Here is a 12,034-nt window from a genome sequence, read left to right as displayed (position 1 = left end):
TAACCCGTTGTACTTATGTTTTTATGATGACAGAGGACTCGAAAATGAAAAAATTCGTCAACGCAACCCTTACTTCTCTTTTCCTTATGGCATCTGTGACGGCAAGTGCTGTGACCGTCACCGATGCTAAAGGTGAATTCACTATAGATAAAACCCCAAGTCGCATTGTCGCGTTAGAATATTCTTTCGTTGATGCCCTTGCTCAAGTTGGTGTTAGCCCGGTCGGCGTTGCCGATGACAACGATAAAACCCGCATTTTGCAGGAAGTACGAGATAAGATACAACCTTGGCAATCTGTCGGTACCCGTTCACAACCTAGTCTTGAAGCCATTGCCGCATTAAAACCCGATTTAATTATCGCTGATCCTTCTCGTCATACAGCAGTTTATGAAGAATTAAAAAAAATCGCCCCGACCATGATGTTTGACTCCCGCCATGAAAGCTATCAGGAAAATCTTGATACGGCACAAAAAATCGGCGATGTTGTCGGTAAAGGCAGTGAAATGAAATTGCAAATTGATAAACACAATAAAATTATCGAAAGCATTGCGCAAAATATCAATGTGAAAGGCAAAAAAGGGATTTTCGGCACCTCTCGCGAAGACAAATTCAATTTACAAAATGACAGTGGTTATGTCGCCAGTTTCCTTGGTGTTCTAGGTTTTAACTCGCCAAAATTACCAAACGCCACTCAAGCCTTTGCTGAAATCAATCTTGAGCAATTAGTGATGGAAAAACCGGACTATATGTTTATCGCCCACTATCGCCAAGAAAGTATCGCCCGCAAATGGGAAGCAGAACCATTATGGCAAGCCATTCCTGCCGTAAAAGCCAAACATGTATTTAGCGTCAATGCCGATATGTGGGCGCGCGGACGCGGCATTACGGCCAGCGAGATCATGGCAAAACAAGTTGAACAATTCGTTAATCAAAAATAATGTTTGGCACAGCTTTTCGTTGGGGCTTGCCCCTACTAGGACTGGCTTTCTTGTTATGGGGAAGCCTGTTTTTATACTACCCTATTGAAATTTCACCATTAGATGCGCTAAACGCCTTTTTCCCCAATGGCGATGAATTGACCAAGATCACCGTGGTCGATTTACGTTTCCCTCGGGCGTTAGTGGCGATCGCATTAGGCGCCAATTTGGCGGTAGCCGGGGCATTATTACAAACCATCACCCGCAACCCACTGGCCTCACCAACGCTATTAAGCGTTAACTCCGGCGCAAGTTTGGCCATGGTAACGGCGAGTGCCATTAGCCCGGCCTTATTATCAGGCTATAGCATTGCCTTGGTGGCAAGTATCGGCGGTGGAATCAGTTGGTTGGTTGTAATGTTGATCAGCAACGCGTGGAAAGACAGTAGCGGCGATCGCAGCCGCGTGATTTTGGCAGGGATTGCCGTGTCGTTGTTGTGTACTGCTCTCACCAAATTAGCCTTAATTATGTCGGAAGATCACGCCTTTGGCGTAATGAGTTGGCTTGCCGGCGGCATTTCTCACGCCCGCTGGAACGAATGGCACGCTATTTGGCCGTTTCTGCTATCGAGCGCTCTCTTTTGCCTCTTCTTTGCCAGCCGTTTAAATTTACTCAATTTGAGCGACGAATCCGCTCAATCCTTGGGAATTAATCTGTTCCGTCTGCGTTGGTATGCCAATATCATAGCATTATTAATTGTGGGTTCAGCCGTTAGCGTAGCCGGCCCGGTCGCCTTTATTGGTTTGTTAATTCCACACTTAGCGCGTTATTGGATAGGCTATGATCTACGAAAATCATTACCCATGTCCATGTTATTAGGCGCTATTTTAATGTTGGCGGCGGATACCGTTGCCCGTGCTGTTGATTTTCCAAGTGAAGTGCCTGCCGGTGCCATTTTAGCCTTAATCGGTGCGCCAATCTTTGTATTATTTGCCAGAGGAAAACACTAATGCGCCGTTCTCATTCAGGATTCCGTGCAATCGGCTTTTACTTATCGGCACTCTGTACAGTCGCGCTATTATTTGTATTAAGCATTCGATACGGCACTTACACGCTATCCTTTGATGAAATTAGCCAGGCCTTTCACCCTGACGATAAAAACTATTTCACTTTAATGGAATACCGTCTGCCACGCGCGCTACTGGCCATTATTATCGGCGGTGCATTGGCCATTTCCGGGGTATTGGTGCAAAGTGTCGTGCGTAATCCGTTGGCCTCTCCTGATATTTTAGGAATCAATAACGCCGCCGGTTTAGTCGCCGTCACCGTATTAATCTTCCTACCGAATTTAGCCTTTTACTGGCTACCGATTTTTGCCTTTATCGGCGGTGTCCTGTCTTTCATTTTGTTATGGATGATATGTGGTTTTAACTTCCGCCCGATCAAAATGGCCATTATCGGCGTGGCGCTTTCTGCCCTATGGGCGGCAATCAGCCATTATTTAATGCTAACCAATCCGGTAGAAATCAACACAGCTATGCTTTGGCTCACCGGAAGTTTGTGGGGCAGAAGTTGGGCTTATATCGATGTCGTTTTGCCTTGGTTGCTGGTGTTATTGCCGTTACCGTTTATTTTCTGCCGAGATTTGGACACCTTAGGTTTAGGTGAAAACAAAGCGGCCACCTTGGGAGTAAGCGTAAATAAAACGCAAATCTTGGTATTAGTGCTGGCTGTTGCACTTTCCACCACAGCCGTCGCCATTTGCGGCCCCATCGCATTTCTCGGTTTAGTTGCACCGCACTTAGCACGCAAATTGGTCGGTGGACGTCACCGCACATTATTGCCGGCGGCCATGCTAATCGGCACGTTGTTGTTACAAATTTCCGATATTTTAGCGCGGGTTATCGATCCGCCGACAGAACTGCCCGCCGGTATTCTCACTGCCATTATCGGCGCCCCTTACTTCTTCTATTTATTGATGAGAACGAAATAATGAGCATTGAGATCAATAAGTTACAATTAGGCTATCAAGATAAAACTATCGTACAGGATTTATCTCTCAGCTTTCCTAGCAACCAAATTATTGCCTTAATTGGCCCGAACGGGTGTGGCAAATCCACAACACTGAAAGCAGTGGCCCGTTTGCTCAAGCCTCGTCTAGGCACAATTACTCACAAAGGCAAAGATATTTGGCAAAGCACCCCGAAAGAATACGCCAAACAATTGGCGTTCTTGCCACAACAACATTTGGTGCCGGAAGGCATTAAAGTACGCGAATTAATTGCTTACGGCCGTTCGCCTTATTTGAATTTGTGGGGCAAATTAAGTGATAAAGATGAGCAATTAGTGGCTTGGGCTATGGAACAAACCCACACCGCGGAACTGGCGGAACATTTGGTATCGGATTTATCCGGCGGGCAACAACAACGGGTTTTCTTAGCCATGACATTAGCGCAAGATGCAGAGCTTGTTCTGTTGGATGAACCCACCACTTATTTGGATCTCAACCGCCAGGCGGAACTCATGGGCATGATGCGTCAAATGCAACAAAACGGCAAAACCGTCATTACGGTACTCCATGATTTAAATCAGGCTTGTCGTTATTGTGATTATTTAATCGTTCTCAAAGACGGCAACCTTATGGCTCAAGGAACGCCTGACGAAGTGATGACAGAGGGGCTGTTAAAAGAGGTGTTTGATTTAGAAGTAGTTATTCACCGCGATCCAATTAGCCAAACACCCATGTTTATTTTGAAGTAAACAAAAATGCGGTCATAAAAAACATTTTATTTTTCGACCGCACTTTACGCATTGTCTATCGAAAAGGAAATCACCTCTTTAATACTCTCTGCGCCCATGGCAATCATGAGCAAGCGATCCACACCAAGAGCGACGCCCGAACAATCTGGAATTCCGGCTTGTAACGCCCCCAACAAACGTTTATCAATATCTCGCACCGGCAAACCGGCTTTTTCCCGTTGACGATTATCCAACTCGAAGCGATGTAATTGTTCCCGCACATCCGCCAATTCATGGAAACCATTAGCAAGCTCTAGCCCTTTGTAATAAAACTCAAAACGCTCTGCAACGCGCAGATCCTCCGAGCTAATTTGTGCTAACGCCGCTTGACTTGCCGGAAAATGATATACCACGACCGGGCAATCATGCCCGATTTGTGGTTCCACCACCGTACTGAAAAGAAATTGCAACAACGTATCACGATTCTCTTTTTCAGCATCAACTAACTGATATTTTTTCGCTTTTTCCACAAGTTCGGATAATTCCGCCGACAACGGATCCAATCCAACATATTGTTGAAAAGCAAACTGATAGCTCATGCTTTCTGGCGGCGGACATTCCAATATTTGTTGTAATAAATCGTCTACTTCATTGATTAAGCGGTACATATCAAAGTGTGGTCGATACCACTCCAACATCGTAAACTCCGGATTATGGCGATTACCCGCTTCTTCGTTACGAAACACTTTGCCAATTTGAAATATCGGACCACTGCCGGCGGCCAATAAACGCTTCATGTGATATTCCGGACTGGTGGAAAGCCACAATGTTTTAGATTGCTCTCCGAAAGGAGAAACAAATTCAGTGCTGAATGTGGCCAGATGAAGATCTGTCACGCCAAATTCGCTTAACACCGGCGTTTCCACTTCCAACAAACCGCGATCAGTAAAAAATCGACGAATTTCTGCAATTAATTTTGCACGGTCAAGTAAGTTTTTGATGGATGCCGTTGGTTGCCATGCTTCTTGTTCAAACATAAATATGCCTTTGCTGAAGATAATTTGAAAAATTTGCGACTTATTCTAAAACAAGTGAATCAAAATTCATAAATGAATCCTTTTTCCACCGCACTTTTATGCACTTTTTAGTTAACTCAACGTTAATGACTTGTTAACAATAAGACAAAATGTAAACAACTGGTTCTGTTTGTTAACTTTTTGAGGTAGATCACGAAATCGCGACAAAGTTTGAGAAAAAAGGTTCTAATCACAAAAAATAATGGCAAAATGACTTCACCCTAACAGTACCAAAAATCTATTTGGTGTTTTTATTATCATCCCTTTACTTGGAGGAATATCGTGCAAACTGTTAACGTCGATATCGCCATTGTTGGCGCAGGTGGCGGTGGTTTACGTGCGGCGATTGCTGCAGCTCAAGCTAATCCAAATCTTAAAATTGCTTTAGTATCAAAAGTTTATCCAATGCGCAGTCATACTGTTGCGGCTGAAGGTGGTGCTGCGGCTGTGATTAAAGAAGAAGACTCCTACGATAAACACTTCCACGATACCGTTGCCGGTGGCGACTGGTTGTGTGAGCAAGATGTCGTGGAATATTTCGTGGAACACTCTCCGGTGGAAATGACTCAACTTGAACGCTGGGGCTGCCCTTGGAGCCGTAAAGCCGATGGCGATGTAAACGTACGTCGTTTCGGTGGGATGAAAATCGAACGTACTTGGTTCGCTGCCGATAAAACCGGTTTCCACTTACTTCACACGTTATTCCAAACCTCCATTCAATACCCACAAATCATTCGTTTCGATGAACACTTTGTATTAGATATTTTAGTGGATGACGGCCATGCACGTGGTATGGTTGCCATGAACATGATGGAAGGTTCTTTAGTACAAATTAATGCTAACGCCGTTGTTATCGCCACAGGTGGTGGTTGCCGTGCATTCCGTTTCAACACTAACGGCGGTATTGTTACCGGTGACGGCTTATCAATGGCTTATCGCCATGGCGTACCATTACGTGACATGGAATTCGTTCAATATCACCCAACCGGCTTACCAAATACCGGTATCTTAATGACCGAAGGTTGTCGTGGTGAAGGTGGTATCTTAGTCAATAAAGACGGCTATCGCTATTTACAAGACTACGGTTTGGGACCGGAAACACCAATCGGCAAACCGGAAAACAAATACATGGAATTAGGCCCTCGTGACAAAGTATCCCAAGCATTCTGGCAAGAATGGCGTAAAGGCAACACATTGAAAACAGCCAAAGGCGTTGATGTGGTGCACTTAGACTTACGTCACCTTGGTGAAAAATACTTACACGAACGTTTACCATTCATTTGTGAATTAGCAAAAGCTTATGAAGGTGTCGATCCGGCACAAGCGCCAATTCCTGTGCGTCCGGTGGTTCACTACACCATGGGTGGTATCGAAGTTGACTTCAACAGCGAAACCCGCATTAAAGGTTTATTTGCGGTAGGTGAATGTGCCTCTTCCGGTTTACATGGCGCTAACCGTCTAGGTTCCAACTCCTTGGCTGAATTAGTGGTATTAGGTCGTGTTGCGGGTGAATACGCGGCACAACGCGCAATTGAAGCCACACCAGCTAACCAATCCGCACTTGATGCTCAGGCGCAAGATATTGTAAAACGCTTGAGCGACCTCTATAACCAAGAAGGTACTGAGTCTTGGTCTGAAATTCGTGACGAAATGGGTCAAGCTATGGAAGAAGGCTGCGGTATCTATCGTACCCAAGAAAGTATGCAACAAGCAGTAGATAAGATTGCAGAACTCAAAGAACGTTACAAACACATTCGTATTACTGACCGTTCTAGCGTATTTAATACAAACTTATTGTATACAGTTGAATTGGGTTACATTTTGGACGTGGCACAATCTATTGCGAACTCTGCGATTGAACGTAAAGAGTCTCGTGGTGCGCACCAACGTTTGGATTACACCGAACGTGATGATGTGAACTACTTGAAACATACCTTGGCGTTCTATAACGAAAACGGTGCACCACGCATTGAATACAGCCCGGTGAAAATCACTAAATCACAACCGGCAAAACGTGTTTACGGTGCCGAAGCAGAAGCAGCAGAAGCAGCCGCCAAAGCAAAAGAACAAGCTCAAGCGGGTAAGGAGTAATAATATGGCCGAACAATCAATCATGAACGTTGAAGTTCTACGTTATAACCCCGAAGTTGATAAGGAACCGCACTTAAAAACCTATCAAGTGCCTTATGACAGCCAAACATCCTTACTTGATGCTTTAGGTTACATTAAAGATAAACTTGAACCGGAACTTTCTTATCGCTGGTCATGCCGTATGGCGATCTGTGGTTCTTGCGGCATGATGGTAAATAACATTCCAAAATTGGCATGTAAAACCTTCTTGCGTGACTACAGTGGTCATATGCGTATTGAAGCCTTAGCAAACTTCCCGATTGAACGCGACTTGATCGTGGACTTAAGCCACTTTATCGAAAGCCTAGAAGCCATCAAACCTTATGTGATTGGTAACAAAGCGCCTGAGTTAGATGGTAAACCGCATCCATCGAAAGAATTAGCGCAAAGCCGTACTAAACAAACTCCGGCTCAATTGGAAAAATATCGCCAATTCTCGATGTGTATCAACTGTGGTTTATGTTATGCCGCTTGTCCACAATTCGGTTTAAACCCAGAATTCGTTGGTCCAGCCGTATTAACCTTAGGTCATCGTTATAACTTAGATAACCGCGACCACGGTAAAGCAGAACGGATGAAAATCATGAATGGTGAAAATGGCGTTTGGTCTTGTACCTTCGTAGGTGCCTGTTCCGAAGTGTGTCCAAAACATGTAGGCCCGGCAACCGCCATTAACCAAGGCAAATTAGAAAGTGCCAAAGATTATCTCATTTCCATGCTTAAACCGAAGGCGTAAGGGGAAAGATTATGACTACAACAGTAAGTAAACGTAAAAAATACGTTCGTGAAATCACCCCGACTTGGTGGAAAAGTTGGGATTTCTACAAATTCTACATGCTACGTGAAGCGACTGCCGTGCCAACCGTTTGGTTCAGCTTAGTATTGCTTTACGGTGTGATTTGTTTAGGCAAAGCAGATGGATTTGTCATGAGTTTCATTCCATTCTTACAAAATCCACTTGTTGTTATTCTTAACATCATTTCATTGGCCGCTTTATTGCTCCATGCAGTCACATTATTTGATATGACTGGCGAAGTGATGTCAGGTACCACTGGTTTGCCGGCAAAACTCATTAAAAATGCTTTACGTGGCGCGTTTGTCGCCGTCACCGTATTGGCTTTAGTGTTAGTATTTATCTAGGGGGAAGTCATGGTTAATCAAAATCCAAAACGTTCAAACGAACCACCTGTCTGGTTAATGTTCAGTGCGGGTGGCATGGTAAGTGCTTTGGCTTTCCCTGTGTTAATTCTTATTCTCGGCTTCCTATTGCCTTTCGGTATCGTTAGTCCAGAGAATATCATTGCCTTTGCACACCACTGGCTAGGGAAATTAGTTATTCTCGTTCTCACAATTTTCCCAATGTGGGGAGGCTTACACCGCGTTCATCACGGTATGCATGATATTAAAGTTCATGTACCGGCCGGCGGATTTATTTTCTACGGTTTGGCAACACTTTATAGCATTATCGTGTTATTTGCCGTGTTCAACCTATAATCTCTCATCCCAAATGAAAAACTCCCTCACTGTAGGGAGTTTTTTATTTCTAGTCTCTTTTCAGTCTATAAAACGCACAATTCGTACATATTACGAACAACAAAACCTTATTTTTTATGTGACTTCAATCACAGAACGCCAAAAAAGTCATTTACTAATAAACACGCCATCTATATTTTGTTAACAATTATATAACAAAAGGAGGTTTTCTCATGCAATTCACACTATCAAAACAATATAGCCCTATTCGCCAAGCAATCACTGCAAACTATCGTTTAGATGAGAAAAGTGCGGTCGATTCTTTAGTGAAAACATTAGATTTTTCTCCGGAACAAGAACAACGCATCACAGACAATGCTATTAAGTTAATTAAAAAATTACGCCAACTTAAACAAAAACAATATGGCGCAGATGCCTTAATGCAAGAGTTTTCATTAAGCAGTGAAGAGGGAGTGGCGTTAATGTGTTTGGCAGAAGCCTTGTTACGTATTCCTGATGCACAAACTCGTGATGATTTGATTTATGAGAAATTACAGGAAGGGAACTGGAAATCTCACATTGGCAATTCCAATTCATTCTTCATCAATGCAGCCAGTTATGGCCTACTGTTTGGTAAAAAAATTAGCGAAAGCCTGGATGAAAACAGTTTATCGAATGCGCTCACCCGTAGTTTCTCCCGTTTGTCTGCGCCCATTATGCGTATGGCAATTATCAAATCTATGCAAATTTTGGGTAAACAATTCGTCACCGGCGTGACCATGCAAGAGGCGCTACAAAACATCAAACCACGTTACGAAAAAGGGTTTACCTTCTCTTTTGATATGTTGGGTGAAGCTGCAATGACTGAAGCCGATGCACAACGCTATTTCAATGACTATTTACACGCCATTGAAGAAGTGGGCAAAGACGCAGCCGGCAGAACCATTTATAACGGCAACAGTGTTTCCGTTAAACTTTCTGCGATTCATCCGAAATATAGCCGCTCCAAATATGATCGTACCATCAATGAGCTTTACCCTCGCTTAAAAGAACTCTTCTTATTAGCGAAAAAATACAACATCAGTATCAATATTGATGCGGAAGAGGCCAATCGTTTAGAGCTTTCCCTCGATCTTGTGGAAAAATTATTAGATGAACCGGAATTACAAGGCTACAAAGGCATTGGTTTCGTAGTACAGGCTTACTCCAAACGTTGTCCATTTGTGTTGGATTATTTGATTAATTTAGCCCGAGAAAAACAAGGCTATTTGATGATTCGTCTTGTTAAAGGCGCTTATTGGGACAGCGAAATCAAATGGGCGCAAGCGGACGGTTTGGACGGTTTCCCACTTTACACACGTAAAAATCACACCGATATTTCTTATATTGCTTGTGCAAAAAAATTATTTGCTGCGCAAGATGTCATTTATCCGCAATTTGCCACCCATAACGTGCAAACCATGTGCACGATTCACGAATTAGGCCAAGGTAAAAACTTTGAATTCCAATGCCTACACGGCATGGGGGAATCTCTTTATGACAATATTGTGGGGAAAGACAATCTGAATCGACAAGTGCGTGTCTATGCTCCGGTGGGTACACACGCTACCTTGTTAGCCTATTTAGTCCGCCGCCTCTTAGAAAACGGTGCAAACTCCTCTTTCGTTCACCAGCTGGTTGATGAAAACATTCCGGTCGAACAACTTGTGACACCACCATGGAAGCTTTATGCCAAATCTCATGGCGAGCCGAATAAGTCGGTTCTCAAACCGTTAGAATTATTTAAAAACCGTAAAAACTCCGCCGGTTTCGATCTGAGTAATGAATTGGAATTAGCAAGATTAGAACAAGCGCTGAATTCGGCAACCATTGAAAACGCTACCTCTTTGGTTGCGTTTGAAAATGCTGAAAATGCTGAAAATGCACCGGCACATCAAGTCACCAATCCGGCCAACCTCAATGAAACGGTTGCAGAAGTCGCCTTTTTAGCTGTGAATCAGGCGGAAAATGCGTTTGCCGCTGCCGACAATACCCAATGGAAAGCCAAAAGTGCGGTGGAAAAAGCTAACGTTTTACGTAATGCTGCCGACTTATATGAAGAACATTTCGGCTTATTGATGAAACTCGCCGTGGTTGAAGCGGGCAAAACCTTGCCAAACGCCATTGCTGAATTGCGTGAAGCCGTGGATTTCTTACGTTATTACGCCGTTCAATTAGAGCAGCTCGCAACACAAAATCACCTTGCCGAGCCCCGTGGAAAAGTACTTTGTATTTCTCCATGGAACTTCCCATTAGCCATCTTTACCGGCCAAATTGCCGCCTCTTTAGCGGCTGGCAATGCAGTGATTGCAAAACCGGCTGAACAAACCTCATTAATTGCGTACGCCGCCGTGAAACTCTTACACCAAGCCGGCATCCCGAAAGAAACCCTACAACTGGTGTTAGGAGCGGGGGATTTAGGGGCTGCGTTAGTCCAACAAGCTTTTGATGGCGTCGTATTTACCGGTTCAACCGAAGTGGCCAAACTCATTGAGCAACGTCTGACATTAGCAGATAACGATCCTGTGTTGATTGCGGAAACTGGCGGTCAAAACGTGCTTGTTGTTGATTCTTCAGCCTTACCGGAACAAGTCGTTGCTGATGTTCTCAGCTCCGCCTTTGACTCGGCAGGTCAACGTTGTTCCGCATTACGCATCTTATTATTACAAGAAGATGTGGCAGATCATTATTACAAAATGATCACGGAAGCCATTAAAGAATTAAGTTTAGGCGACCCACGTCTATTGGCTACCGACATCGGTCCTGTGATTGATGAAGAAGCTAAACAAAATCTAGAAAACCACAAGGCAGCCATGCGCAAAGTCGCCCGCGCTTATGCGGAAATCGACACGCCGACTCAAGGGCATTTTGTGGCACCAAGTGTGTATCTGTTGGATAACCTCGATCAAGTACAGCGTGAAGTCTTCGGTCCGATTCTACACATCGTACGTTATAAAAAAGATAACTTACTCAATGTCCTCAAAGCGGTAAATGAAAAAGGTTATGCGCTGACCGGTGGTTGCCATACCCGTATCCGCAAACATATGGATATTGTGGAACGCCACTTAAACTGCGGCAACTTCTATATCAACCGTAATATTGTAGGCGCGGTAGTTGGTGTTCAACCGTTCGGCGGACATGGATTATCCGGCACAGGGCCGAAAGCCGGCGGTGAGTTCTATTTGCAACGTTTAACCCGTACGCCTCGCTATTACAGCCAATTTGGCGATGAAAATACGCTAGGCACAACCAAACCGGTATTAGAAAGTATCACCGGTGAACACAACTCCTTAGCTTATCTGCCTTGTGAAGTAGCCATTCTCAACGGCGACTTAGCGGCAGCAGAAAAAGCGGCAGAAAAATTGCTTGCCAAAGGTTTTAGCATTTTGGTGGAACCACAGCATCCATTAGCCGCCAAAGCCAAACCGGGCATTCGTGTGGATACGAAGTTAGGTTATTGTCAAAAAGGCATTTATTTGACCGCACTTGATAAAGCTAAACGTCAATGGTTGGCTGAAAACAGTCAAGCTATTTTCAAATGTTACGACTGGCAAGATACCCAAGATTTACTGCCATTGTATGATGAGTTTTCTCGCAGTTATAACACCACTGCGGCAGGTGGAAACACCTCATTAATGTCCTCTCAAGAAGAATAAAAGG

At 44.1% G+C, this 12,034-nt stretch carries 10 protein-coding genes; 9 read left to right on the top strand and 1 reads right to left on the bottom strand.

Going from position 1 to position 12,034, the window contains the following annotated elements; all coding sequences use genetic code 11:
* The first annotated feature begins 44 nt into the window (after positions 1–44).
* Genes HMPREF9064_RS06910 through fecE form a run of 4 tightly spaced genes read left to right on the top strand, consistent with a single transcriptional unit; the run spans position 45 to position 3,677 of the window.
* The gene (locus HMPREF9064_RS06910) at positions 45–938 is read left to right on the top strand and encodes a Fe(3+) dicitrate ABC transporter substrate-binding protein FecB (RefSeq protein ID WP_032997782.1); all 894 of its coding nucleotides are present in this window, start codon (positions 45–47) and stop codon (positions 936–938) included.
* On the top strand, positions 938–1,927 hold the full coding sequence (fecC, locus tag HMPREF9064_RS06915; protein ID WP_006717368.1) for an iron-dicitrate ABC transporter permease FecC: 990 nt from the start codon (positions 938–940) through the stop codon (positions 1,925–1,927). The genes HMPREF9064_RS06910 and fecC overlap by 1 nt, the downstream gene beginning before the upstream one ends.
* The gene (fecD, locus tag HMPREF9064_RS06920) at positions 1,927–2,910 is read left to right on the top strand and encodes a Fe(3+) dicitrate ABC transporter permease subunit FecD (RefSeq protein ID WP_006717366.1); all 984 of its coding nucleotides are present in this window, start codon (positions 1,927–1,929) and stop codon (positions 2,908–2,910) included. Before fecC ends, fecD begins: the two co-directional genes overlap by 1 nt.
* Positions 2,910–3,677, top strand: coding sequence for a Fe(3+) dicitrate ABC transporter ATP-binding protein FecE (gene fecE, locus HMPREF9064_RS06925; protein WP_006717364.1), 768 nt, complete (start codon positions 2,910–2,912; stop codon positions 3,675–3,677). Before fecD ends, fecE begins: the two co-directional genes overlap by 1 nt.
* A 44-nt stretch (positions 3,678–3,721) precedes the next feature.
* Here the strand turns inward: fecE and epmA are convergent, their stop codons facing one another.
* Complete coding sequence (gene epmA / locus HMPREF9064_RS06930) at positions 3,722–4,693, bottom strand: elongation factor P--(R)-beta-lysine ligase (protein WP_006717362.1); 972 nt, start codon at positions 4,691–4,693, stop codon at positions 3,722–3,724.
* 321 nt (positions 4,694–5,014) lie between these two features.
* Between epmA and frdA the strand changes: the two genes are divergently transcribed.
* The 5 genes from frdA (at position 5,015) to putA (ending at position 12,030) form a co-directional block, all read left to right on the top strand.
* A complete protein-coding gene (frdA, locus tag HMPREF9064_RS06935; RefSeq protein ID WP_006717360.1) occupies positions 5,015–6,823 on the top strand; it encodes a fumarate reductase (quinol) flavoprotein subunit in 1,809 nt (602 codons plus the stop codon).
* A 4-nt stretch (positions 6,824–6,827) separates the two neighbouring features.
* Positions 6,828–7,598, top strand: coding sequence for a succinate dehydrogenase/fumarate reductase iron-sulfur subunit (locus HMPREF9064_RS06940; RefSeq protein WP_006717359.1), 771 nt, complete (start codon positions 6,828–6,830; stop codon positions 7,596–7,598).
* Positions 7,599–7,609: 11 nt separating this feature from the next.
* Positions 7,610–8,002 carry a fumarate reductase subunit FrdC gene (gene frdC / locus HMPREF9064_RS06945; protein WP_006717357.1) on the top strand — a complete coding sequence of 131 codons (393 nt, stop codon included), beginning with the start codon at positions 7,610–7,612 and terminating at the stop codon, positions 8,000–8,002.
* Positions 8,003–8,011: 9 nt separating this feature from the next.
* Positions 8,012–8,356 carry a fumarate reductase subunit FrdD gene (gene frdD, locus HMPREF9064_RS06950; protein WP_006717356.1) on the top strand — a complete coding sequence of 115 codons (345 nt, stop codon included), beginning with the start codon at positions 8,012–8,014 and terminating at the stop codon, positions 8,354–8,356.
* A gap of 212 nt (positions 8,357–8,568) precedes the next feature.
* Positions 8,569–12,030 (top strand): bifunctional proline dehydrogenase/L-glutamate gamma-semialdehyde dehydrogenase PutA, encoded by a 3,462-nt coding sequence (gene putA / locus HMPREF9064_RS06955; protein WP_006717354.1) that lies wholly within the window; start codon positions 8,569–8,571, stop codon positions 12,028–12,030.
* Positions 12,031–12,034: the final 4 nt, after the last annotated feature.

Source organism: Aggregatibacter segnis ATCC 33393, assembly GCF_000185305.1.
Taxonomy (GTDB): Bacteria; Pseudomonadota; Gammaproteobacteria; order Enterobacterales; family Pasteurellaceae; genus Aggregatibacter; species Aggregatibacter segnis.
This window is presented reverse-complemented; position numbering and strand designations above follow the sequence as displayed.

Excerpts from the sequence above, each read along its gene's own strand:
- putA (WP_006717354.1), top strand. The coding sequence starts at position 8,569 with ATGCAATTCACACTATCAAAACAATATAGCCCTATTCGCCAAGCAATC.
- fecD (WP_006717366.1), top strand. The coding sequence starts at position 1,927 with ATGCGCCGTTCTCATTCAGGATTCCGTGCAATCGGCTTTTACTTATCG.
- frdD (WP_006717356.1), top strand. The coding sequence starts at position 8,012 with ATGGTTAATCAAAATCCAAAACGTTCAAACGAACCACCTGTCTGGTTA.
- HMPREF9064_RS06910 (WP_032997782.1), top strand. The coding sequence starts at position 45 with ATGAAAAAATTCGTCAACGCAACCCTTACTTCTCTTTTCCTTATGGCA.
- fecC (WP_006717368.1), top strand. The coding sequence starts at position 938 with ATGTTTGGCACAGCTTTTCGTTGGGGCTTGCCCCTACTAGGACTGGCT.
- fecE (WP_006717364.1), top strand. The coding sequence starts at position 2,910 with ATGAGCATTGAGATCAATAAGTTACAATTAGGCTATCAAGATAAAACT.
- frdC (WP_006717357.1), top strand. The coding sequence starts at position 7,610 with ATGACTACAACAGTAAGTAAACGTAAAAAATACGTTCGTGAAATCACC.
- HMPREF9064_RS06940 (WP_006717359.1), top strand. The coding sequence starts at position 6,828 with ATGGCCGAACAATCAATCATGAACGTTGAAGTTCTACGTTATAACCCC.
- epmA (WP_006717362.1), bottom strand. The coding sequence starts at position 4,693 with ATGTTTGAACAAGAAGCATGGCAACCAACGGCATCCATCAAAAACTTA.